At 65.4% G+C, this 24493-nt stretch carries 20 protein-coding genes; 13 read left to right on the forward strand and 7 right to left on the reverse strand.

Annotated features, from left to right (window positions below; genetic code table 11):
* Positions 1 to 2: 2 nt before the first annotated feature.
* From M2650_RS03645 to M2650_RS03685, 9 genes are all read left to right on the forward strand, one after another.
* A complete protein-coding gene (locus M2650_RS03645) occupies positions 3 to 431 on the forward strand; it encodes a RidA family protein (RefSeq protein ID WP_249471310.1) in 429 nt (142 codons plus the stop codon).
* Positions 432 to 436: 5 nt separating this feature from the next.
* On the forward strand, positions 437 to 967 hold the full coding sequence (locus tag M2650_RS03650) for a 3-hydroxyanthranilate 3,4-dioxygenase (protein ID WP_249471313.1): 531 nt from the start codon (positions 437 to 439) through the stop codon (positions 965 to 967).
* A 1-nt stretch (position 968) separates the two neighbouring features.
* A complete protein-coding gene (locus tag M2650_RS03655; RefSeq protein ID WP_249471315.1) occupies positions 969 to 1979 on the forward strand; it encodes an amidohydrolase family protein in 1011 nt (336 codons plus the stop codon).
* Positions 1980 to 2011: 32 nt separating this feature from the next.
* Positions 2012 to 3280: a kynureninase gene (gene kynU / locus M2650_RS03660; RefSeq protein ID WP_249471316.1), complete on the forward strand. Its 1269-nt coding sequence runs from the start codon at positions 2012 to 2014 to the stop codon at positions 3278 to 3280.
* Between the two features lie 61 nt (positions 3281 to 3341).
* Positions 3342 to 3671: a GIY-YIG nuclease family protein gene (locus M2650_RS03665; RefSeq protein ID WP_249471319.1), complete on the forward strand. Its 330-nt coding sequence runs from the start codon at positions 3342 to 3344 to the stop codon at positions 3669 to 3671.
* 59 nt (positions 3672 to 3730) lie between these two features.
* Positions 3731 to 5098, forward strand: a complete 1368-nt coding sequence (locus tag M2650_RS03670) for an FAD-dependent oxidoreductase (RefSeq protein WP_249471322.1) — start codon at positions 3731 to 3733, stop codon at positions 5096 to 5098.
* Positions 5098 to 6540 (forward strand): exodeoxyribonuclease I, encoded by a 1443-nt coding sequence (gene sbcB, locus M2650_RS03675; RefSeq protein ID WP_249471326.1) that lies wholly within the window; start codon positions 5098 to 5100, stop codon positions 6538 to 6540. The genes M2650_RS03670 and sbcB overlap by 1 nt, the downstream gene beginning before the upstream one ends.
* Complete coding sequence (locus M2650_RS03680; RefSeq protein ID WP_249471328.1) at positions 6537 to 7223, forward strand: DUF2461 domain-containing protein; 687 nt, start codon at positions 6537 to 6539, stop codon at positions 7221 to 7223. Before sbcB ends, M2650_RS03680 begins: the two co-directional genes overlap by 4 nt.
* Positions 7224 to 7252: 29 nt before the next feature.
* Complete coding sequence (locus M2650_RS03685; protein ID WP_249471331.1) at positions 7253 to 7822, forward strand: DUF2939 domain-containing protein; 570 nt, start codon at positions 7253 to 7255, stop codon at positions 7820 to 7822.
* Between the two features lie 97 nt (positions 7823 to 7919).
* Here the strand turns inward: M2650_RS03685 and M2650_RS03690 are convergent, their stop codons facing one another.
* From M2650_RS03690 to M2650_RS03705, 4 genes are all read right to left on the reverse strand, one after another.
* Entirely contained in the window at positions 7920 to 8828 is a 909-nt protein-coding gene (locus M2650_RS03690) for a 5'-nucleotidase (protein WP_249471334.1), read from the reverse strand.
* 177 nt (positions 8829 to 9005) lie between these two features.
* Positions 9006 to 9785: an NAD kinase gene (locus M2650_RS03695; RefSeq protein WP_249471336.1), complete on the reverse strand. Its 780-nt coding sequence runs from the start codon at positions 9783 to 9785 to the stop codon at positions 9006 to 9008.
* Between the two features lie 123 nt (positions 9786 to 9908).
* On the reverse strand, positions 9909 to 14882 hold the full coding sequence (locus tag M2650_RS03700; protein ID WP_283254613.1) for an NAD-glutamate dehydrogenase: 4974 nt from the start codon (positions 14880 to 14882) through the stop codon (positions 9909 to 9911).
* A 64-nt stretch (positions 14883 to 14946) separates the two neighbouring features.
* Positions 14947 to 16128, reverse strand: coding sequence for an acyl-CoA dehydrogenase family protein (locus tag M2650_RS03705; RefSeq protein WP_345779852.1), 1182 nt, complete (start codon positions 16126 to 16128; stop codon positions 14947 to 14949).
* A 102-nt stretch (positions 16129 to 16230) separates the two neighbouring features.
* Here M2650_RS03705 and M2650_RS03710 point away from each other — a divergent pair, with 102 nt between their 5' ends.
* The 4 genes from M2650_RS03710 to M2650_RS03725 all read left to right on the forward strand — a co-directional run bounded on the left by M2650_RS03710 (position 16231) and on the right by M2650_RS03725 (position 22132).
* Complete coding sequence (locus M2650_RS03710; RefSeq protein WP_249471342.1) at positions 16231 to 17160, forward strand: ArsR/SmtB family transcription factor; 930 nt, start codon at positions 16231 to 16233, stop codon at positions 17158 to 17160.
* 117 nt (positions 17161 to 17277) lie between these two features.
* Positions 17278 to 18363: a homocysteine S-methyltransferase family protein gene (locus M2650_RS03715; protein WP_249471345.1), complete on the forward strand. Its 1086-nt coding sequence runs from the start codon at positions 17278 to 17280 to the stop codon at positions 18361 to 18363.
* Positions 18360 to 21065: a methionine synthase gene (metH, locus tag M2650_RS03720; RefSeq protein ID WP_249471347.1), complete on the forward strand. Its 2706-nt coding sequence runs from the start codon at positions 18360 to 18362 to the stop codon at positions 21063 to 21065. Before M2650_RS03715 ends, metH begins: the two co-directional genes overlap by 4 nt.
* Before the next feature lie 17 nt (positions 21066 to 21082).
* Complete coding sequence (locus M2650_RS03725; protein WP_249471350.1) at positions 21083 to 22132, forward strand: acyltransferase family protein; 1050 nt, start codon at positions 21083 to 21085, stop codon at positions 22130 to 22132.
* A gap of 90 nt (positions 22133 to 22222) precedes the next feature.
* Here the strand turns inward: M2650_RS03725 and M2650_RS03730 are convergent, their stop codons facing one another.
* The 3 genes from M2650_RS03730 to M2650_RS03740 are packed head-to-tail and all read right to left on the reverse strand — an operon-like array spanning position 22223 to position 24487.
* A complete protein-coding gene (locus M2650_RS03730) occupies positions 22223 to 22864 on the reverse strand; it encodes a DUF2058 domain-containing protein (protein ID WP_249471352.1) in 642 nt (213 codons plus the stop codon).
* A 59-nt stretch (positions 22865 to 22923) separates the two neighbouring features.
* A complete protein-coding gene (locus tag M2650_RS03735; RefSeq protein WP_249471355.1) occupies positions 22924 to 23142 on the reverse strand; it encodes a SlyX family protein in 219 nt (72 codons plus the stop codon).
* Positions 23143 to 23146: 4 nt separating this feature from the next.
* Positions 23147 to 24487 (reverse strand): UDP-glucose dehydrogenase family protein, encoded by a 1341-nt coding sequence (locus M2650_RS03740; protein ID WP_249471356.1) that lies wholly within the window; start codon positions 24485 to 24487, stop codon positions 23147 to 23149.
* Between the last annotated feature and the right edge of the window lie 6 nt (positions 24488 to 24493).

The following is a 24493-nucleotide window of genomic DNA, read 5'->3' on the forward strand; positions in this document are numbered from 1 at the left end:
CCATGACTTCGCCCTCGATCCACGCCAGCGCGGCCCCTAAGCCGGTCGGCGCCTATCCGCACGCGCGCCGCGTCGGCGAGCTGCTGTTCCTGTCCGGCATCGGCCCGCGCGATCCCGCGACCGACGCCATTCCGGGCAACGAAATGTTCGCCGACGGACGCGTACGCAAGTACGACATCGTCGCGCAGGCGCATGCGGTCTTCGCCAATGTGCGCACCGTGCTGGAAGCCAGCGGCGCGCGCTGGGAAGACCTGGTCGACGTCACCGTCTACCTCACCGACATGGCGCGCGACTTCAAGGCCTACAATGCCGTCTGGGCCGAGCATTTCCCGGATGCGGCCAGCGCCCCCTGCCGCACCACGCTCGGCATCACCGCCCTGCCGACGCCGATCGCGATCGAGCTCAAGTGCGTCGCGAGGATCAAGGAGTAGCGCCAATGCTAGCCGCACCGCTCAATTTCCAAGCCTGGATCGAAGAACACCGCCACCTGCTCAAGCCGCCGGTCGGCAACAAGTGCGTCTACGACGGCGACTTCATCGTCATGGTGGTCGGCGGCCCGAACGAGCGCACGGATTACCACTGGGACGAAGGCCCGGAGTGGTTCTACCAGCTCGAAGGCGAGATGACGCTGCGCATCCAGGAGGACGGCAAGGTCCGCGACATCCCGATCAAGGCCGGCGAAACCTTCCTGCTGCCGCCGCGCGTGCCGCATTCGCCGCAGCGAGGCCCGAATTCCATCGGCCTGGTCATCGAACGCAAGCGTCTGCCGCACGAGGACGACGGATTGCTGTGGTTCTGCGAGAACTGCAACCACAAGATCTACGAGGAATATTTCTTCCTGCACGACATCGAAAAGGATTTTCCGCCTGTGTTCGAGCGGTTTTATTCGTCGAAGGAGCATCGGACCTGCAAGAACTGCGGGCATCTGAATCCGGCGCCTTCGAAATACGTGATGCCGGATACTTGATGTGCTGAAAATCGACACCCACGCCCATTACCTGCCGCGCGACTGGCCGGACCTCGCCGCCAAATACGGCGACAACCGCTTCCCCGTGATCCATCACGGCGACGACGGCCGCCATCGCATCTATAAGGACGGCAAATTCTTCCGCGAAATCTGGCCCAAGACCTGGGATCCGCACGAGCGCATCGCCGACTACGCGCGCTTCGACGTGCAGGTGCAGGTGATCAGCACGGTGCCGGTGATGTTCAGCTACTGGGCCAAGCCGCATCACGCGCTGGAGCTGCACGCCGCGCTCAACGACCACATGGCCGAAACCTGCCGTGCGCATCCGCGCCACTACGCCGGCATCGGCACGGTGCCGCTGCAGTCCCCTCGCCTGGCCGTGCAGGAGCTCGAGCGCTGCATGGACCAGCTCGGCCTGCAGGGCGTCCAGATCGGTTCGCACATCGGCGAATGGAACCTCGACGCGCCGGAACTGTTCGAATTCTTCCAGGCGGCCAGCGAACTGGGCGCAGCGATCCTGGTGCATCCCTGGGACATGATGGGCACCGACACCATGCCAAAATACTGGCTGCCGTGGCTGGTCGGCATGCCGGCCGAACAGGCCCGCGCCGCCTGCTGCCTGATCTTCGGCGGCGTGCTCGAGCGCTTGCCGAAACTGAAGGTCTGCTTCGCGCACGGCGGCGGCGCGTTCCCGTACACGATCGGCCGCATCGAACACGGCTTCAACATGCGCCCGGACCTGGTCGCCACCGACAACCCGCGCAATCCGCGCGAGTACCTGCACCGCGTGTATTTCGATTCCTGGGTGGCCGATCCGCGCGCGCTGCGATATCTCATAGATACCTGTGGTGTGGAACGGGTGATGCTCGGCACGGACTATCCCTTCCCGCTCGGCGAGCAAGAGCCGGGCGCCGGCATCGCCGCGCTGGATTTGAACGCCGCCGACCAGGCGCGGCTCTACCATGGCACGGCACTGGAATGGCTGGGCCTGCCCGCTTCCCGTTTCGCTTGACGGCGCCACCGCCCTTGTCCTCGATGCCCGAAATGAACCCACTGCACTCCGAGTCCTACGCCCAGGCGCAGGATGCCGCCGACCCACTGCGCGCATTTCGCGATGAATTCCTCATCCCCAGGCACGACGGCGCCGAGCAGGCCTACTTCTGCGGCAATTCGCTCGGCCTGCAGCCGAAATCGGCGCGCGCCCATGTCGAGGAAGTGCTGGACAAGTGGGCCATGGAAGCGGTCGAGGGCCATTTCACCGGACAGGCGCAGTGGATGCCGTACCACGAGCTGGTCCGCGATCCGCTCGCGGCCGTGGTCGGCGCGCAGCCTTCCGAAGTGGTGGCGATGAATTCGCTCACCGCCAACCTGCACCTGATGATGGTCAGTTTCTACCGACCGACGCGGGAACGACCCGCGATATTGATGGAAGCCGGCGCGTTCCCGTCGGATCGATATGCGTTGGAATCGCAAGTCCGGTTCCATGGCTTCGATCCGGCGACCGACTTGATCGAATTGCAACCGGACGAGCCGGACGGCACCTTCTCGATGCAGTCGATCGAACGCGCCATCGCCGAACACGGCTCGCGCCTGGCGCTGATCGTTTGGCCGGGCGTGCAGTACCGGAACGGCCAGGCTTTCGACCTGAAGGAAATCGCGCGCTTGGGCCATACGGCCGGCGCGCTCGTCGGCTTCGATCTGGCGCATGCGGTGGGCAACATTCCCCTGGGACTGCACGACAGCGATGCCGATTTCGCCGTGTGGTGCCACTACAAGTACATGAATTCCGGTCCTGGCGCAGTCGCAGGCTGCTTCGTGCACGAGCGGCACGCGAACAGCGGCCGTCCTCGTTTCGCAGGCTGGTGGGGCCACCAACAGTCGACGCGCTTCCGCATGGGTCCCGATTTCGTGCCGACGCCGGGCGCCGACGGCTGGCAGCTCAGCAACCCGCCGATACTCGGCCTGGCACCGTTGCGCGGCTCGTTGGAATTGTTCGAACGCGCCGGCATGGCCGCATTGCGCGAGAAGTCGGTGAAGCTGACCGGATATCTGGAAACACTGATACGGGAGCGCCTGTCAGACACGCTGCAGATCGCTACGCCAGCCGAGCCGGAACGCCGCGGCTGCCAGTTGTCGTTGCGGGTGGTCGGCGGGCGCGAACGCGGGCGTCTATTGTTCGACTACCTGGCCACCCAGGGCGTGCTGGGCGATTGGCGGGAGCCGGATGTGATCCGTATTTCGCCTGCGCCTTTGTACAACACTTTCGCTGACGTGCTCCGTTTCATCCAGACAGTGCAAGGGTGGCCGGGATAGTTGCTTTTAGCCGTCATTCCCGCGAAGGCGGGAATCCAGCGACTTGGGCTTGGAGACGGCGATGGAAAAACAACCAGCGGTTTACATAAAGGCAAGGGATCGGAATGCGACTTTGTATTTGGGCGTTACGAGCAACCTCGTCGGCCGGACCTGGCTGCACCGGGAACACATCGTGGATGGCTTCACCAAGAAATACGATATCGGGAAGCTGGCTTGGTATGAACTTCATGGCGACATGGTTTCGGCCATAACACGCGAGAAGCAGATCAAGAAATGGAATCGAGCCTGGAAGGTTCGGCTGATCGAAGAAAAGAATCCGTATTGGAACGACCATTGGGACGAGATTACGGGCCAGAGCAAAGTCACTGGATTCCCGCCTTCGCGGGAATGACGGCTTAGAGGCAACAGCAACAGCAACAGCAACAGTAAAGATCGTATTTGGATGACGTCTTGAACACTTCGAACGACAATTCCCTCACCATCGTCGGCGCAGGCCTCGCCGGCGCCCTGCTTGCCACCCTGCTGGCCAGGCGCGGCTGGACGATCGACGTCTACGAGAAACGCGGCGATCCGCGAGTCAAGGGTTACGAAGGCGGCCGCTCGATCAATCTCGCGCTGGCCGAACGCGGGCTCAATGCCCTGCGCCAAGCCGACGCCGACGGGCCGGTAATGGCGCAAGCGGTGATGATGCGCGGCCGCATGGTGCATTTCCTCGACGGCCAATCGCAGCTGCAACGCTACGGCCGCGACGATTCCGAAGTGATCTGGTCGGTGCACCGCGGCGATCTCAACATCACCCTGCTCGACCTGGCCGAGCGCGCCGGCGCCAAGCTGCATTTCGACCGCCGGCTCGAAAGCGTCGATTTCGAGGTCCGTACCGCCCGCTTCCGCGACGACCGTACGGACCAGCCCCACGAAATCGGTTTCCGCGCCCTGGTCGGCGCCGACGGCGCGGGCTCTGCGCTGCGCGCCGCGATGAACCGGCGCTCCGGCTTGGGCGAACGCACCGAGTTCCTGGATCACTCCTACAAGGAATTGGAGATCCCGCCGGCGCCGGACGGCAGCTTCCGCATCGAGCCCAACGCTCTGCACATCTGGCCGCGCGGCCATTACATGTGCATCGCCCTGCCGAACGACGAGAAGACTTTCACCGTCACGTTGTTCCTGCCCAACGAAGGCGATCCCAGCTTCGCCACGGTCAAGACCGCAGCCGACGCGCGCGCCTTGTTCGAGCGCGACTTCGCGGACGCCCTGCCGCTGATCCCGCAGCTGGATGAGGACTGGCAGCGCAATCCGCCAGGCACGCTGGCGACGCTCTATCTCGATCGCTGGCATCTGGGCGGCGACGCCGTGCTGCTGGGCGATGCGGCGCACGCGATGGTGCCGTTCCACGGCCAGGGCATGAATTGCGCTTTCGAAGACTGCGTCGCATTGGCGCGAAAGCTCGAAGCCTCCGACGATCTTGCCGCTGCGTTCGCCGCTTTCGAGGCCGACCGCAAGCCCAACGCCGCCGCCATCCAGCAGATGGCGCTGGAGAACTATCTGGAGATGCGCGACCGCGTCGACGACCCAGATTTCCTGCTGCAACGCGAACTCGAGCGCGCGCTGCAGGAACGCCATCCGGGCCGCTTCGTGCCGCATTACGCGATGGTCACTTTCATGCTGATCCCGTACTCGGTCGCGCTCGAACGAAGCGATATCCAACGCGAAATACTGGTGCGCGCCACGCAGGGCCTAAATTCGCTGGAAGGCGTCGATTGGCCGGCCGTGGATGCGGAAGTGCTGGCCCGCCTGCGACCGCTGCAGGACGCCGCGTAGTGCCGGCCAGCTTCCTGTTCTACGATCTGGAAACCTTCGGCAGCGATCCGCGCCGGACGCGGATCGCGCAATTCGCCGCGATCCGCACCGACGCCGAGTTGAACGAAATCGAGGCGCCGATCGATTTCTTCGTGATACCCGCCGACGACCTGTTGCCCTCGCCCATCGCCACGCTGATCACCGGCATCGCGCCGCAGGACGCGCAGCGCGACGGCGTCGAGGAGGCCGAAGCCTTCGCCCGCATCTTCGAAGAAATGGCGCGGCCGGAAACCTGCAGCGTCGGCTACAACTCGCTGCGCTTCGACGACGAATTCGTCCGCTACGGGCTGTACCGCAATTTCTACGACGCATACGAACGCGAATGGCGCGGCGGCAATTCGCGCTGGGACCTGCTCGATGTGATGCGCCTGGCGCACGCGCTGCGGCCGGACGGCATCGCATGGCCCAAGCGCGAAGACGGCTTCGCTTCGTTCCGGCTGGAGCACCTGGCCGTGGCCAATGCAGTGCGCCAAGGCGATGCGCACGAAGCGCTTTCCGACGTGCGCGCCTTGATCGGGATGGCGCGCCTGCTTCGCAAGGCGCAGCCGCGGTTCTGGGAATACGCCTTGGGTTTGCGCGACAAGCGGCGTGTAGCGGGCATGCTCGACGTGGTCGGCATGGTGCCGGTGCTGCACGTATCGCAACGCTACCCGGCCAGCCGCCTGAGCGCAGCGGCGGTATTGCCCTTGGCCCGCCACCCGCGCATCGACAGCCGGGTGATCGTGTTCGATCTGGACGGCGAACCCGAGGCTTTGCTCGACCTCGCCGCCGACGAGATCGCCGATCGCCTGTATACGCCGGCCGCCGACTTGCCAGAGGGCGAGAAGCGCATTGGCCTGAAGGAAGTGCACTTGAACCGCTGCCCCGCCCTGGTGGCTTGGGAACACCTGCGTGCGCCCGATTTCGAGCGCCTGGGGATCGACGCGGCGGTCGTGTCGCTGCGCGCGGAGAAACTTCGCGCCGCCGGCCCGGCGCTGGCCGAAAAAGTGCGGCGCATCTACGCGGATGAAGCGCAACGCGGCCCGGCAGACGCCGATGCGGGCTTATACGACGGCTTCATCGGCGACGCCGACAAGCGCAAGTTCGCGCAGGTCCGCGGCACTGCGCCGCAGCAGCTGGGCCAGCGCGATTTCGGATTCCAGGATCCCCGGCTGGCCGAACTGCTGTTCCGGTATCGCGCGCGCAATTGGCCGGATACGTTGAGCACGGCCGAGCACGAACGCTGGAACGCCTACCGCCGCCACCGGCTGATCGACGACAGCGGCTTGTCGGAGTTCACACTCGACGCCTTCAAGGCCGAAATCGCGGTTTTACGCGCCGCCCACGCGGAAGATGGCAAAAAGCGCGAATTGCTGGACCGCTTGGCGGCCTGGGGCGAAAACATCGAGAACGACCTGCAATGACGGCTTATTTCAACGACAAGACCTTCAAGTTCCTGCGCGGTTTGGCGCGGCACAACAACCGCGAATGGTTCCACGCGCACCGGGCCGATTACGAGAATCACCTGCGCGATCCGTTCCTGCGCCTGCTGACCGAACTCCAGCCGGCACTGAAGGAAGTCAGCGAACACTTCCGTTCCGACCCTCGGCCCAGCAACGGCTCGCTGTTCCGCATCTACCGCGATACCCGTTTCGCCAACGATAAGGCGCCCTACAAATCCTGGCAGGGTGCGCGGCTTTACCACGAACGGCGCAAGCAGGTACCCGCGCCGTCGTTCTATCTGCACGTGGAGCCTGGCGAATGCTTCGTCGGCGCGGGCTTGTGGCACCCGGAGCCGGAAACGCAGCGGCGCATACGCCAGTTCATATTCGAGAATCCGGGCGGCTGGAAGGCCGCCGCGCATGCGCCGGCGTTCGCGCGGCGCTATGATTTCGAATCCGACGAGATGCTGGTGCGGCCTCCGCGCGGCTTTCCGGCCGATTTCGAGTTCATCGACGACCTGCGCCACAAGAATTTCGTCGCCGTGCGCCGGATAGAAGACAGCACGATGCTGGGCCCGCGGCTGCGGCAAACGCTGGAAAAAGACCTGGCCGGATTGTCGCCTTTCGTCGATTATCTTTGCGCGGCGCTCGACCTAGAGTTCTGATCGTGCCCAACGCCAACGGGAGTCCTGCGATGAAAAGATGGCTTTGGCTGGTGGCAGCGGCGCTGATCGCGCTGGTCGCCTATGTCGGCGCGGGGCCCTACCTCACCGTGCGCGCGATCCGGTCCGCGGTAGAAAGGCAGGATGCGGCTGCGTTGTCCAAGCAAGTGGATTTCCCCGCGCTGCGCGCCAGCCTGAAGGCGCAGCTCGCCGATCGGCTGGTGCGCGAGGCGGGCCCGGAGGTGCAATCCAGCGCGCTGGGCGCGATCGGCCTGTCGATCGCCAGCGGCCTGGCCGGCGGCGCGGTGGACGCGATGGTCACGCCGACCGGCCTGGGCGCGTTGATGGAGGGACGCAAGGTTTGGAGACGCATCGATGATGGCTTCTCGCCTGCGCCAGCGCCGGCCGCACCGACCGGCGATGCGGAAGCCTCTGCGACAGCCGCTCCGTCGGCCCGCCCGTTCGACGGCGCCAAGTACCGCTACGAGTCGCTGTCGCGGTTCAGCGCCACCGTACAGGACGATTCCGGACGGCCGATCGTGTTCGTGATGACCCGCGATGGGCTCAACTGGAAGCTCTCGGACATCCGCCTGCCGCTATAGCTTTCGTAGGAGCGGCTTCAGCCGCGAGCTCTTGATTTCAGAACCATCGACCCGAGAAAAGCTCGCGGCTGAAGCCGCTCTTACGAAGAGCAACCGCTCAGTTGTTCGCGACGCCGTGCGGAACGTGCCCAGCAGCGACGTGCTGCCGCGCCGAATCGATGTTGTGCAGCGAATCGTCGAAGAAGATGTCGGCGCCGAAGACGTCCAGGAACGGTCCTTTGTCCCGGCCGCCTAGGAACAGGGCCTCGTCCAGGCGCACATCCCAGGCGCGCAAGGTGCGGATCACGCGCTCGTGCGCGGGCGCCGAGCGCGCGGTGACCAGCGCGGTACGGATCGGCGCTGCATCGCCGGAGGGAAAGGCGGCCTGCAAGCGGTGCAATGCGTCGAGGAAGCCGCGGAACGGGCCGCCCGGCAACGGTTCATGCGCATTCTCGCGCTCGTAGCGCCCGAAGGCCTCCACGCCTTGCTCGCGCGAATAGCGTTCGCCCTGGTCGCCGAAAATCACCGCATCGCCGTCGAAGGCGATGCGCAGCTGGCCGCTGCGTTGCTGCGGCGCCTTGGCCGGCAGGATGGTGGCCGCAGCGACGCCGTTTTCAAGCGCCAGCCTGACCGATTCCGGATTCGCGGACAGGAACAGCTGCGCGCCGAACGGCTTTATGTACGGCCAGGTCGGCGCGCCGGACGTGAACGTGGCGCGCACGATGCCCAGGTTGTGGTGCTGGATGGAATTGAAGATGCGCAACCCGGTGTCGGACGAATTGCGCGACAGCAGGATCACTTCGACATGGGGCGCGTCCGGCGGCGCGCCCTCGTTCAGCGCCAGCAGCTTGCGCACCAGTGGGAAGGCGATTCCGGGCTCGAGTACGTCGTCCTCGCGGCTGCGCTGATGCTCGGCATAGGCCTGGATGCCCTGGCGCTCGAACAGGCCGTGGCTGTCTTCCAGATCGAACAGGGCGCGAGCGGTGATGGCTACGACCAGCGGCGGGTTGACGACGGTTTCGCTCATGCGCTTATTTTGCACGCATGGCGTCTCACCGTCAGCGACGAACGGCCGCTCTTCGTAGGAGCGGCTTCAGCCGCGAGCTTTTTTCGAGCAGGGACGCAATTAGCAGGCTCCCGCTCGGCTCGGAGATAACCAGAAAGATCAAGAGCTCGCGGCTGAAGCCGCTCCTACGAAAAGCAGTCAGACGACGAACTGCTCGCTGAGGATGCGCTCTTCCAGGTTGTGCTCGGGGTCGAACAACAAGGTCACCGTACGGTCGCGCGACTCGCGGATGGTCACTTCCACCACGTCTCGTACTTCGTGCGAGTCGGCGGTGGCGCTGACCGGGCGCTTGTAGGGGTCGAGGATGCGAAAACGCACTTCCGTGTCGGCCTTCAGCAGCGCACCGCGCCAACGCCGCGGCCGGAACGGCGCGATCGGCGTCAGCGCGATCACGCTGGAGCCCAGCGGCAGGATCGGTCCGTGCGCGGAGTAGTTGTAGGCGGTGCTGCCGGCCGGCGTGGCCACCATCACGCCGTCGCAGACCAATTCGTCCAAACGGGTTTGGCCGTTCAAATCGATCTGCATGTGCGCGGCCTGGCGCGTCTGACGCAGCAACGACACTTCGTTGTAGGCCAGCGAGCCCACCGAGGCGCCGGATTCGGTCGAAGCGACCATCTCCAACGGCCGCAAAACCGCCGGTTCCGCCTGCGCAAGGCGTTCCAGCAACGCCGGCCCGTTGCCGGCATCGTCGTAATGGTTCATCAGGAAACCGACCGTGCCGAGCTTCATGCCGTACACCGGTTTACCCAGGCTTCCGTGCCGGTGCAAGGTCTGCAGCATGAAGCCGTCGCCGCCCAGCGCGCAGATCACGTCCGCCTCGGCCGGCTCGACCTGACCGTAACGCCCGGCCAGCCGCGCGAGCGCGCCCTGGGCGCCGTCGGCGGGGCTGGCGAGGAAGGCGATGCGTGGAGAACTCATGCCGCGAGCATAACCCGAGCTCTGCGACCACGCGTAGCCCGGGTGAGGCGCAGCGATACCCGGGGCTTTTCCCGCGGCGTGAGGTCCCGGGTATCGCTTCGCTCCACCCGGGCTTCGGATCGGTCAGCCGCGCGACGCGAGCTGAGACAGGCGTTGCACGGCGACCGATGCGGTCGGATAGTCCAGCGACTTCTGCGCGGCCAGCTCGTTGAGCATCGCCAGCGTGAAGCGCAGCGATGCGTCGTCGCGCTCGAGCCAGTGCTTGACCTTGGCGTCGGCATCGGCGCCCGGCATGGCCAGCACCTGGCCGACCAGGATGCGCTGCTGCGTGGCCAGCTCGTCGCGCAGCACGCCGCGGGCGACGGCGTGCCAGCGCCCGTCCACCACCAGCTTATCGATCTGCTCGACCAGCCACGGCAACCGCAGCGCCTCGCCCAGGCGGAAATGCACCTTGGCCACTTCGACCGTCTTGAGCTTGCGCTCGCGCGCGACTTCGATGATGTCGCAGCTGGGCTCCAGATACGGCAACGCGCCCAATTGACCGGCCAGCTCGTCCGGCACGCCCTTGGCTTTCCAGTCCTGCAGGCTGGCCTCGTAAGCTGGCCGCTGCGAATCGGGCAGGATGTTCTTGCCGGCGCGAATGTCCTTGAAGCCGTCGTGATAGCGCGACACCGCCGTGGCGATGTCCGGAATCGCGCCCGGCCTGGCCAGCAACCAGCGCGTGAACGAGCGCTGCAGCGTCCAGATCACCTGCAAGGCGTCGATCTGCGTCGATTCGGAAACCTTGCCGTCCAGCGCATCGATCTGCGTCCACAACTCGCGCGCATCCAGCGTTTCGCGGGTGATGGTGAAGGCCTTGGCCACTTCGCCCGGCGTGCGCCCGCTGTCTTCCTGCATCCGCAGCAGGAACGTCGCGCCCATCCGGTTGATGGTGGAGTTGGTGACCGCGGTGGCGATGATTTCGCGCTTCAGGCGGTGCTGTTCCATCGCCTTGGCGTATTTCTGCTGCAGCGGCACGGGGAAGTAGCGGACCAGTTCCTTCGACAGATACGGATCTTCGGGCACGTCCGATTCCAGCAACTGCTGGAAGGCGACGAGCTTGGCGTAGGACAGCAGCACCGACAGTTCCGGACGGGTCAGCCCGGTGCCGCGCGCCTTGCGTTCGGCGAGTTCGGCGTCCGACGGCAAAAATTCGATCTGCCGATCGAGCAGGCCCTGCGACTCCAGCGTGCGGATGAAGTGCTGCTTGGAGCCCAGCCGGGTCAGGCTCATCCGCTCCATCAGGCTGATCGCCTGGTTCTGGCGATAGTTGTCGTTGAGCACCAGGTTCGCGACCTCGTCCGTCATCGACGCCAGCAGCTTGTTGCGGTCTTCGACCTTGAGCTTCTTGGCCTGCACCTGCCCGTTGAGCAGGATCTTGATGTTGACCTCGTGATCGGAGGTATCGACGCCGGCGGAGTTGTCGATGAAATCGGTGTTGAGCAGCACGCCATGCAGCGCCGCTTCGATGCGGCCCAGCTGGGTCAGGCCCAGGTTGCCGCCCTCGCCCACCACCTTGCAGCGCAGGTCGCTGCCGTTGACGCGCAACGCATTGTTCGCGCGATCGCCGACATCGGCGTGGGTTTCGCTGCTGGCCTTGACGTAGGTGCCGATGCCGCCGTTCCACAGCAGGTCCACCGGCGCTTTCAGGATCGCGCTCAGCAATTCGACCGGGCTCATCGCGCCGATGCCGCTGTCGATGCCCAGCGCGGCCTTGATCTCCGGCGACAGCGGAATCGATTTGGCGCTGCGCGGATACACGCCGCCGCCCTTGCTGATCAGCTTCTTGTCGTAATCGTCCCAGCTCGAACGCGGCAGCTTGAACATGCGCTGGCGTTCCTTGAACGTTGTTGCGGCGTCCGGATTGGGATCCAGGAAGATGTGGCGGTGGTCGAACGCGGCCAGCAGGCGGATGTGCTTGGACAGCAGCATGCCGTTGCCGAACACGTCGCCGGACATGTCGCCGATGCCGACCACGGTGAAGTCCTGCTTCTGGCTGTCGCGGCCCATCGCGCGGAAATGGCGCTTGACCGATTCCCACGCGCCCTTGGCGGTGATGCCCATGGCCTTGTGGTCGTAACCGACCGAACCGCCGGACGCGAAGGCGTCGTCGAGCCAGAAGCCGTGCTCGCGGGCGATGCCGTTGGCGATGTCGGAGAACGTGGCCGTGCCCTTGTCCGCAGCGACGACCAGGTAAGGATCGTCGCCGTCGTGCCGCACCACGTCCTTGGGCGGCACGATCTTGCCGTCGGGCGCGATGTTGTCGGTGATGTCGAGCAGCCCGTTGATGAACATCTTGTAGCAGGCGATGCCCTCGGCCAGCACCGCGTCGCGGTCGCCGCCTGCCGGCGGCCGTTTGGCGAAGAAGCCGCCCTTGGAGCCGACCGGCACGATCACGGTGTTCTTGACCATCTGCGCCTTCACCAGGCCCAGCACTTCGGTGCGGAAGTCCTCGCGCCGGTCGGACCAGCGCAGGCCGCCGCGCGCCACCGGCCCGAAGCGCAGGTGCACGCCTTCCACGCGCGCGCCGTACACGAAGATCTCGCGGTACGGCCGCGGCTTGGGCAGGTCCGGCACTTTGGCCGAATCGAACTTGTAGCTGATGCAGTCGCCCGGCTTGCCGTCGCGCGTCTGGTAATAGCTGGTGCGCAGGGTAGCGTCGATCACGCCGATGAAGCTGCGCAGGATGCGGTCCTCGTCCAGGCTGGCGACGCGGTCGAGCAGGCTCTTCAGCGCAATGCGCGTGTTCTCGTATTGCGTGCCGCGATCGCTGCCGCGCGCTTCCAGCACCGGCGCGAGAGCTGCCTGGGCGGCCTCGTCCTGGCCTACCAGGCTCTGCAGCTGCTTGCTGAAGCGTTCCACGCCTTGCTTGATTTGCGCCTTGCTCTCAAGGCCGGTGCACGGATCGAACTTGGCTTCGAACAGTTCCACCAGCAGCCGTGCCAGCAACGGATAGCGGGCGAACGTAGCTTCCACGTAGGCCTGCGAGAACGGCACGCCGACTTGCAATAGGTACTTGCAGTAGCCGCGCAGCATCGCCACCTGGCGCCAGGTCAGGCCCGCGGCCAGCACCAGGCGGTTGAAGCCGTCGTTCTCGGCCGCGCCGCGCCAGATCTGCGCGAAGGCTTCCTCGAAATTCTCGTCGACGCTGTCGATGTCGAAGTCGTCGCGTACGCCTTCTACTTCGAAATCCTGGATGTAGACGACCTGGTCTTCGATCTCCATGCGGTACGGATGCTCGGAGAGCACGCGCAAACCCATGTTCTCCATCATCGGCAGCGCGTCGGACAGCGGGATGTCGTCGTTGTAGCGGTACAGCTTGAAGCGCAGGCTGCTCTCGTTGCGGCGGCGCGAGCGCTGCAGGCTCAGGCGCAGGTCGTCCGGACCGGTCAGCGCGGACAGGTGCTCGGCGTCGCTGGCGGCGACCGCGGGCGTGACTTCCTCGATGTAGCCCGCCGGCAGCGCGCGGCCATAACGGTTGGCCAGCTTCAGGCCGCGCTCTTCGCCATGGCGCACGACCAGTTGGTCGCGCAGCTCGTCCTGCCAGTTGCGGACGATCTGGGTAAGGCGTGTTTCGAGTTCGGCCGAGTCGATCTCGATCGCTTCGCCGGACTTGGGCCGGATGATCAGGTGCAACTGCGCCAGCGGCGACTCGCCCAACACCACACTGGTGTCGACCTGCTCGCCGTGCAGCGCGCGGCGCAGCATCCTTTCGATGCGCAGGCGCACGTCTGTATTGAAGCGGTCGCGCGGAATATAGACCAGCACCGAAAAGAAACGGCCGTAGCGGTCGCGGCGCAGGAACAGCTTGCTGCGCACGCGCTCCTGCAGGCCCAGGATGCCCATGCCGGTGCGGTACAGCTCTTCCTCGTTGGACTGGAACAGCTCGTCGCGCGGCAGCGTCTCCAGGATGTGCTTGAGCGCCTTGCCGCTGTGGCTGTTGGAGCGCAGGCCGGACTCGCGCATCACGTGTTCGTAGCGCTCGCGCACCAGCGGGATCTCCCACGGACGGCGGTTGTAGGCGCTGGACGTGTACAGGCCCAGGAAGCGTTGCTCGGCGACGGGGCGGCCCTTGTCGTCGAACTCGAGCACGCCGATGTAATCCATATAGCCCGGGCGATGCACAGTGGAGCGCGCGTTGGTCTTGGTGAGGATCAGCGCATCGACCGAACCCGACTGCGGCATGTAGTGCGCGGCCAGCGACTTGAGCAGGCGCGGCTTGCCAAGGTCCTTGCCGTGCAGCAGGCCCAGGCCGGAGCCTTCGACGACCGCCAGCACGTCGTCGCCGCCCTTCTTCTTGACCTGGTATTCGCGGTAGCCGAAGAAAGTGAAGTGGTCGTCGGCTGCCCAGCGCAGGAATTCCTGCGCTTCCTTGCGGCCCGCGTCCGAGACCGGCATGCGGCGCGCGCCGAGCCCATCGGCCACCTGCTGCATCTTCTGCCGCATCGCGTCCCAGTCGTCCACGATCGAACGCACGTCGCCCAGCACATCGCGGATCTTGGTTTCGATGGCGGGGATCGCAGCGACCTGCTGCCTGTCGATTTCCAGATGCATCAGCGATTCGGGCTTGCCCTCGCCGACCGCAGTCAGCTTGCCGGCCTTGTCGCGCGCGATCTGCACCACCGGATGGCCGAGCACATGCACGCCGATGCCGAGTTCGGCCAGCGCCATCGTCACCGAGTCGACCAGGAACGGCATGTCGTCGTTGACGATCTGCAGCACGGTATGCGGCGATTCCCAGCCGTGCTCCTTCATATTGGAGTTGAACAGCCGCAGTTCCGGCTTGCCGGGTTTGCGGGTGCGCGCGAAATCGAGAAAATCGTTGGCGAGCGCCGCCCAGCCGGCCGGGCTGTGCAGCGGCAACTCGTCGGCGGTCATGCGGTAGTAGAAGGCACTGGCGAAGGCGCTGGCGTCTTCCTGGCGGGCCTTGCCGGCCAGCTTGCGGATCGCATCGAAGATCGGCTGCAACAGGCTGGCGCCTGCCTTGTCTTGCGGAGCGGACGGTTTTCGCGCCGCTGCGACGGGAACGGAAGCTTTCTTGGTGCTTTTGCTGCTCATGGGAACTGTCGTCCGATGGAAAAAGGCGCGCGGTGCGGCGCGCCGTCGTTCACGCCGTCGTGGTTCAGCGTAGGCCGGTTTCGTGACGGGCGATGACCAGCCGCTGGATCTCGCTGGTGCCCTCGTAGATTTCGGTGATCTTGGCGTCGCGGAAATAGCGCTCGAGCGGCATCTCCTTCGAATAGCCCATGCCGCCGTGGATCTGCACGGCCTGGTGGCTGATCCACATCGCCGCTTCGGACGCGGTCAGCTTGGCGACCGCGGCTTCGGTGGTGAAACGCTTGCCTTGGCCCTTGAGCCAGGCCGCGCGCAAGGTGAGCAGCAGCGACGCGTCCAGCTTGCACTTCATGTCGGCGATCTTGGACTGGGTCATCTGGAAGGCGCCGATCGGCTGGCCGAAGGCCTGGCGCTCGCGCACGTAGGCCAGCGTGGCTTCGTAGGCGGCGCGGCCGATGCCGATCGCCTGCGAGGCGATGCCGATGCGGCCGGCGTCCAGCACGCCCATCGCGATCTTGAAGCCGTGGCCTTCGTCGCCCAGCAACTCGTCCGGCTGCACAACGTAATCGGTGAATTCGATCTCGCAGGTGGCCGAAGCGCGGATGCCGAGCTTGGGCTCGGTCTTGCCGCGGTGGAAGCCTTCGCGGGCGGTGTCGATCAGGAAAGCGGAAATGCCGCGAGAGGCCTTGCTCGGGTCGGTCATCGCGAACAGCACGATGTACTTGGCGACCGGGCCGGAGGTGATCCAGCTTTTCTTGCCGTTGACGACGAAGGTGCCATCCGCCTGCTTCACCGCGCGGCAGCGCATGGCGGTGGCGTCGGAGCCGGACTGCGGCTCGGTCAGCGCGAACGCGCCGATTTCCGCGCCCTCGGCGATGGCGCGCACGTATTTCTGCTTCTGCGCCTCGGTGCCGTTGGTGAGGATGCCGTTGCAGAACAGCGAGTTGTTGACCGACATGATGGTGGAATGCGCCGCGTCGCCGGCGGCGATCTCGACCATGGCCAGCACATAGGCGACCGGATCCATGCCGGCGCCGCCGTACTCGGCCGGCACCTCGATGCCCATCAGTCCGTTTTCGCCCAGCAGCTTGATGTTGTCGAGCGGGAATTCGCCGGATTTGTCGAAACGCTCGGCGCTGGGCGCGATCTTCTCCTGCGCGATGCGCCGCGCCACGTCTTGGATCATCAACTGCTCTTCGGTGAACCCAAAATCCACGTCGCGCACTCCGCAATCGGTCGAATTGCGAATTGTAGCCGCCGCCTCGCGATAACCCCACCTCCGGGCACCCCGGCTTGACCTGCGAGCCCTTCGGGCCGACAATTATCTTTATATCGCGATGGGAAGATATTTATGGATCTGGAAGGCTGGTCCAGCCGCCTGAAGACTTTCGCGGACGCCACCCGGGTGCGTTTGCTCGCCTTGCTGGAAGGCGAAGAACTGACGGTGGCCGAACTGTCCGCGATCACCCGGCTGGCGCAGCCGCGCGTCTCGACCCATCTGGCCAAGCTGAAAGAAGCCGGCCTGGTCCGCGACCGGCGCGCCGGCGTGTCGGCCTATTACCGTTTCGACGATGCCACGCTCGACCCGGCGCAACGCGCGCTGTGGCAAAGCATCCGCGACGGCAGCGACGACCCGCTGCTGCGGCAGGACGCCGACCGCGTACCGGCGGTACTCGCCACCCGCGCGGCCGACCAGAACTGGGCCGATTCGGTCGCCGGCGACATGGAACGCCACTACTCGCCGGGGCGCACATGGGAAGCGCTGGCGCGGGGCGCGCTACCGCTGCTGGAAACCGGCGACGTGCTCGACATCGCTTCGGGCGACGGCGTGCTGGCCGAGTTGCTGGCGCCGCATGCGCAGCGTTACGTCTGCGTCGATGCCAGCCCGCGCGTGGTCGCCGCGGCCGCCGAGCGCCTGCGGCCGTTCAAAAACGTGGAAGTGCGCAATGGCGACATGCACGCCCTGCCCTTCGCCGCCGGCGAATTCGACCTGGTCGTGCTGATGCATGCGCTGACTTACGCGGCCAAGCCGGCGCAGGCCGTGGCCGAAGCGGCGCGGGCATTGCGGAAGGGCGGCCGGCTGCTGCTGTCCAGCCTGGCCAAGCACGAGCACAAGGCCGCGGTGGATCTGTACGGCCACGTCAACCTGGGCTTCAGCGAGAAGGAACTGCGCAAGTTCGCCGAAAAGGCCGGGCTGGAGGTGCAGAACGCCGAGACCATCACCCGCGAGAAGCGCCCACCGCATTTCGAAGTCATCTCGCTGATCGCCAGGAAACCATGACCGCTACTTTCCTTGTGGGAGCGGCTTCAGCCGCGAGCTTTTTCCAGCCGCAACGAAGGCAAGAGCTCGCGGCTGAAGCCGCTCCCACAAGAAGCAACCGCTCCACGGAGACTTGACATGAAAACCCTCCCCTGGTTGAACCCGGACCGCGTCGCCAAGCTCGAAAACGCGCTAGCCGAACGCATCCTGATCATCGACGGCGCCATGGGCACGATGATCCAGCGCCACGACCTGCAGGAAGCCGACTACCGCGGCGAACGCTTCGCGGGCGGCTTCGACAGCACCCACGAACACGGCCCGCAGTGCGGCCACGACCTCAAAGGCAACAACGACCTGCTGCTGCTTAGCAAGCCGGACGTGATCGCCGGCGTGCACACCGCCTATCTCGAAGCCGGCGCCGATTTGGTCGAGACCAATACCTTCAACGCCACGTCGATCAGCCAAGCCGATTACCACCTCGAGCACCTAGTCTACGAGTTGAACAAGGAAGGCGCCCGCGTTGCCCGCGCCTGCTGCGATGCCGTCGAAGCGAAGACGCCGGAAAAGCCGCGCTTCGTGATCGGCGTGCTCGGCCCGACCAGCCGCACCGCATCGATCAGTCCCGACGTCAACGATCCCGGCTTCCGCAACACCAGCTTCGACGAATTGCGCGGCACCTACCGCGAGGCCGTAGAAGGCCTGATCGACGGCGGCGCCGACGTAATCATGGTGGAAACCATTTTCGACACGCTCAACGCCAAGGCCGCCTTGTTCGCGATCGAGGAAGTGTTCGATGCGCGCGGCGGCCGGCTGCCGGTGATGATCTCCGGCACGATCACCGACGCCTCCGGCCGCACGCTGTCCGGCCAGACCGCCGAAGCCTTCTACGCTTCGGTCGCGCACGGCCGGCCGCTGTCGGTCGGGCTCAACTGCGCGCTCGGCGCCAAGGATCTGCGTCCGCACGTGGAAACCCTGTCGAACATCGCCGAAGGCTATGTCAGCGCGCATCCCAACGCGGGCCTGCCGAATGCGTTCGGCGAGTACGACGAGACGCCGGAGGAAATGGCGGCCACGTTGAAGGAATTCGCCGAATCGGGCCTGCTCAATTTCGTCGGCGGCTGCTGCGGCACCACGCCGGCCCACATCCAGGCGATCGCCGAAGCCGTACGCGGCCTCGCGCCGCGGCGCCTGCCCTCGCAAACGGAACTGTCCGAAGCCGCATGAGTACTTCCCCCCGTTACACGCGGCTTTCCGGCCTCGAACCGCTGGTCATCACGCCCGAACTGCTGTTCGTCAACGTCGGCGAGCGCACCAACGTCACCGGCAGCGCGCAATTCCGCAAGCTGATCAAGGAAGATCGCTACGAAGAGGCCGTGGAGGTCGCGCGACAGCAGGTCGCCAACGGCGCGCAGATCCTCGACGTCAACATGGACGAGGGCCTGATCGATTCCGAGAAAGCGATGGCGCGTTACCTCACCCTGATAGCGTCGGAGCCGGACATCGCCCGCATACCGGTGATGGTGGATTCGTCCAAGTGGAGCGTGATCGAGGCCGGCCTGAAATGCCTGCAGGGCAAGGGCGTGGTCAATTCCATATCGCTGAAGGAAGGCGAAGAAGCGTTCATCGAACACGCCCGCAAGGTGTTGCGCTACGGCGCCGCGACCGTGGTAATGGCCTTCGACGAACAGGGCCAGGCCGATACCTGCGAGCGCAAGGTCGAAATCTGCACCCGCGCCTACAAGATCCTCACCGAACAGGTCGGCTTCCCGCCCGAAGACATCATCTTCGATCCGAACATCTTCGCCGTCGCCACCGGCATGGAGGAACACAACAACTACGCGGTCGATTTCATCGAGGCCACGCGCATCATCCGGCAGACGCTGCCGCACTGCCATATCTCCGGCGGCGTTTCCAACGTGTCGTTCTCGTTCCGCGGCAACGAGACCGTGCGCCAGGCGATCCACTCGGTGTTCCTGTACCACGCGATCAAGGCCGGCATGGACATGGGGATCGTCAACGCCGGTGCCATGCCGATCTACGACGACCTGGACCCGGAACTGCGCGAGCACGTCGAGGACGTGATCCTCAACCGTCGCCCCGACGCCACCGAGCGCCTGCTGGAGGTCGCAGAGCGCTACAAAGGCAAGAAGGGCGAAACCAAGGCCGAGGAACTGGCCTGGCGCGGGAAAGGCGTGCGCGAGCGGCTGAGCCACGCGCTGGTGCACGGCATCGATCAGTACGTCGAGACCGACACCGAGGAAGCGCGCCAGCTGAGCGAGCGCCCGCTGGACGTGATCGAAGGCCCGCTGATGGACGGCATGAACGTGGTCGGCGACCTGTTCGGCGCCGGCAAGATGTTCCTGCCGCAGGTGGTCAAGTCGGCGCGGGTGATGAAGAAAGCGGTGGCCTATCTGCTGCCCTTCATCGAAGCGGAGAAGCTGCGCACCGGCGACGTCGGCAAGTCCAACGGCAAGATCGTCATGGCCACGGTGAAGGGCGACGTGCACGACATCGGCAAGAACATCGTCGGCGTGGTGCTGGCCTGCAACAACTTCGATGTGGTCGACCTGGGCGTGATGGTGCCGACCCAGGTGATCCTGGACCGCGCCAAGGCCGAGAACGCTGACCTGATCGGCCTGTCCGGCCTGATCACGCCGTCGTTGGAGGAGATGAGCCACGTCGCCCGCGAAATGCAGCGCCAGGGCTTCGAGATGCCGCTGCTGATCGGCGGCGCGACCACGTCGCGCGCGCACACGGCGCTGAAGATCGATCCGCACTACAAATCGCCGACGGTTTGGGTGAAGGACGCCTCGCGCGCGGTCGGCGTGGCGCAGTCGCTGATCTCCAAGGACCTGCGCGCCAACTTCGTCGCCGCCAACGATGCCGATTACGCCGAAATCCGCGAGCGCCACCGCAATCGCGGCGACGCCAAGCGGCTGGTGTCGCTGGAAAAGGCCCGCGGACAGAAATTCGACGGCGGCTGGGAGCAGTACACGCCGCCGGCGCCGAACAAGCCTGGCATCACCGTCTTCAACGACTACCCGCTGCCGGAACTGATCGAACTGATCGACTGGACGCCGTTCTTCCAGGCCTGGGAACTGGCCGGCAAGTATCCGGCGATCCTGACCGACGACGTGGTCGGCAAGCAGGCGAGCGAACTGTTTCGCGATGCGCGGGCCATGCTCGACAGGATAGTCGCCGAGAAATGGCTGACCGCGAAGGCCGTGTTCGGGCTGTGGCCGGCGAACAGCGTGGGCGACGATGTGGAAGTCGCCTGTGTGGGGGCCGAACCCTCCTCCGCAAAAACAACGACGCTGCATTTTCTGCGGCAGCAGGTGGACAAGCCGGTCGAGCGGCCCGATTTCTGCCTGGCCGACTTCATAGCGCCGAAAAGTTCCGGTAAGCCGGACTGGATCGGCGCCTTCGCCGTTACCGCCGGCATCGGCATCGAACCGCACGTCGCGCGCTTCGAGGCCGATCACGACGATTACAACGCGATACTCCTCAAGGCCCTCGCAGATCGCCTGGCCGAAGCGTTGGCCGAACGCCTGCACCAGCGCGTGCGCAAGGAATTCTGGGGCTACGACGCCGACGAATCGCTCGACAACGAAGCGCTGATCGCCGAACGGTATCGCGGCATCCGCCCTGCTCCGGGCTATCCCGCCTGCCCCGAGCACAGCGAGAAAGGCGCGCTGTTCGCGATGCTCGATGCCGGCGGCAACGCCGGCATGACCCTGACCGAAAGCTTCGCGATGCTGCCCACCGCGGCCGTGTCGGGCTACTACTTCAGCCATCCGCAGAGCCAATACTTCGTCGTCGGCCGCGTATCGAAGGAGCAAGCCGCCGATTACGCGCGGCGCAAGGGCGCGAGCCTGGCCCAGGTCGAGCGTTGGCTGGCCTCCAACCTGGATTACGATCCGGAATAGCCCAGCCGGATCGCGCCGTGACCCTCGACGAAGCCGCAAGAAAACGCAGCGACAACTACCTGCCGCTGCGCCACTTGGCGGCGCTGATGGTGATCTACGGCCATAGCTACGCGCTGAGCCGACATGCGCCCGGCGAAGCGGACGCATTCGCGAAGCTGATGCCGGGGTTCTATGCCGGAAACCTCGCGGTCTACCTGTTCTTCGCGATCAGCGGTTATCTGGTCACGTTGAGCCTGCTGCGCAATCCCGGATTGTGGCGCTATGTGCGCAACCGTTTCCTGCGGGTGTATCCGGCCTATCTCGCCTGCCTGCTGGTCTGCGTGTTCGCGATCGGCCTGGCATTCACCACGCTGCCCCCCGCCGAGTATCTGCGGGCGGAGGAGACCTGGCGGTATCTGAGCCGCAATCTGCAACCGGTCACGCTGGCATGGACGCTGCCGGGCGTGTTCGAGAACAATCCTTACCCCAAGGTGGTCAACGGCACGCTGTGGTCGCTGAGCCTGGAAGTGCGCTGGTACTTTTATCTGGGCCTGTTGGCGGCGTTGACGATCGTCAGGCGGCGCTGGGCTTTCACTCTGGTCGCGCTCGCGGTGGTGGGCTATGGCGGCTGGGAATGGTTGAGCGGCAAACCGGACGTCAACGAGTACCGAGCTTTGTCGCAGACCTATCTGATCGCGGCTTTATGCGCGCATTGGCGCGACCGGATCCCGGCTTCGCATTGGCTGATGGCGGCGTTCGCGCTGATCGCATTCGCCACGCACGGCACCGGCGCATTCGGTCCCGCTGCTGTGATCGCGGCGATCTACTTCACCTTCTGGGCGGCCTATCGGCTGCCGACGCTGCGTTGGCCGGGCGGCCACGATTATTCGTACGGATTATTCCTGTACGGGTTTCCGGTGCAGCAATCGCTGGTCGCACTGTTCCCGTCGCTGACCCCGCTGCAGCTGCTGCCGAGTTCGGCGTGCTGCGCTTTGCTGCTGGCGATGCTGTCGTGGCATCTGGTGGAGCGGCCCGCGCTGCATCGCTACAAACCTTCCGCGGCGGCTCCGCCGTTGCCTGCCGTCTAGTTTCGCTGTGGATCTTCGTAGGTGCGAATTTATTCGCACGCTTTTGCCTGTAAAGAGCGTGCGAATAAATTCGCACCTACGAAAGCAAGATCACCAGACCAGGTCGTCGGGCACCTGGTATTGCGGATCGGCATAGGGATCTTCTTCGGCCGTCGCGTCCGGATCGACCTTCAGCGCTACCGACGGAGCGAAGATCGCTTCGGCCTCGGCCAACAGCGCCGAGGCGACCAGCAGATAACGACCATCGAGCTGCACCACGCCGAGCTCGCCGGCATTGAGCGCCTTCAGCTGCTCCGCATTGACGTAGACGCGCTTGATCTTGCCGCCGTAGTCGAAATGGCGGGCGATCTCCGCATTCGGATCGTTCAGCGCCTTGTCCTTGAGCAATTCCGCCAGCTTGGCCTTGGCTTCGCGGCGCTTGCGCGCCTCTTCCTGCCGCAAGCGTTCGGCTTCGATGCGCTCGTCCTTTTCCTTTTGCGCGCGGATCGCATAGGCCTTGGCCAGGTCGATCTCTTCCTGCGAGCGCGGCTTGCCCGCATGGCCGGGCTTGCCGTGCGCAGGCCGGCCATGTTGCGGCTTGCCGTGCGGCCGGCCCGGGTGGGACTTGCCGGGCTGCGGCTTGCGCCCGGCATGGTCCGCGGATTTCGGCTTGTCGGGCCGCGCAGGCTTGTCGGGCTTGGGCGCGGGTTTGAAGCCCAGGCCGAGCAATTGGTCGCGGAGGGAGTCGCTCATGCGTCGATTCTATTCGTCGTGCCGCCTGCGGGCTACGCCAAGGCACACAGGGCCGGCGCTCAGTAGTGCGGCGGCGGCGGCTCTTCGGCGGGGTCGGCGAAGAATTCGCCGCGCGCCTGCTTCATTTCCTCCAGCGCGCGACGCAGCAGCTCGGCGTTGCGCGCGGTTTCCAGGCGCGATGCGGCCAGCGCGTCGCTCAGTTCGGCCAAGGCTTGTTCCTGGAAAGCGAGCCGCGTTTCCAGTTCCACCAGCCGCCGCTGCAGGTCGTCGTTGCCCATGGCTTCAGTCGACGCGGATCGAACGGCCGCGGCCGATGCCCCAGTAAGCGAGGCCCGCGGCTTCGACTTCGTCGGGCTCGTACAGGTTGCGGCCGTCGAAGATCACGCGGTCGCGCAGGCTCGCGTGCAAGCGCGCGAAATCGGGACTGCGGAACTGCTTCCATTCGGTGACGACCACCAGCGCATCGGCGCCTTCCAGCGCCTGGGAGGCGGATTCGCACAACACCAATCCATCGCGCTGGCCGAAGATGCGCCCGGCTTCCTGCGCGGCCTCCGGGTCGTAGGCGCGGACGTGGGCGCCGGCATCCCACAGTTGCTGCAACAGGCGCCGGCTGGACGCCTCGCGCATGTCGTCGGTGTTGGGCTTGAAAGCGAGCCCCCACACCGCGAACGTGCGGCCGCTCACTTCGCCGTCGTAATGGCGCGCGATCAGCTCGAACAGGTGGCCTTTTTGGCGGTCGTTGACCGTTTCCACGGCCTGCAGCAGCGCGGCCTCGTGGCCGACTTGCCGCGCGGTGCGCGCCAGCGCCTGCACGTCCTTCGGAAAGCAGGAGCCGCCGTAGCCGGCGCCCGGGTAGATGAAGTGCCAACCGATGCGCGGATCCGAGCCTATGCCCTGCCGCACATGCTCGATGTCCGCGCCGACTTTCTCGGCGATGTTGGCGATCTCGTTCATGAAGCTGATCTTGGTCGCCAGCATCGCGTTGGCGGCGTATTTGGTCAGCTCGGCCGAGCGCACGTCCATCGCCACGATGCGTTCGTGGTTGCGGTTGAACGGCGCGTAGAGCCGTTTCATCTTCTCGATGGCCTGCGGGCTGGAGGCGCCAATCACGATGCGGTCCGGGCGCATGCAGTCCTTGACCGCATCGCCTTCCTTCAGGAATTCGGGATTGGAGACCACGTCGAAAGCGACATCGGCTCCGCGCGCTTTAAGCTCCTGCGCGATGGCGGCGCGCACCTTGTCGGCGGTGCCTACCGGCACCGTGGACTTGTTCACGACCACCGCGTTGCGCGCCAAGTGCTTGCCGATGGTCTGGGCCACCGCCAGCACGTACTTCAGGTCGGCGCTGCCGTCTTCGTCCGGCGGCGTTCCCACCGCGATGAAGATCACGTCGCCGTGGGCGACGGCCGTCGCCGCATCGGTGGTGAAATCCAGGCGTCCTGCGGCGTGGTTGGCCTGCACCATCGGCGCAAGCCCAGGTTCGTAGATCGGAATCACGCCGCGCTTGAGGCCCGCCACCTTGTCTGCATCGATGTCGACGCAGACCACGTCGTGGCCTACTTCGGCCAGGCATGTTCCAGTGACCAGGCCGACATAGCCGGTCCCGAATATCGTAAGTCGCATCTAGAC

The organism is Luteimonas galliterrae (assembly GCF_023374055.1).
Lineage (GTDB): Bacteria > Pseudomonadota > Gammaproteobacteria > Xanthomonadales > Xanthomonadaceae > Luteimonas_C > Luteimonas_C galliterrae.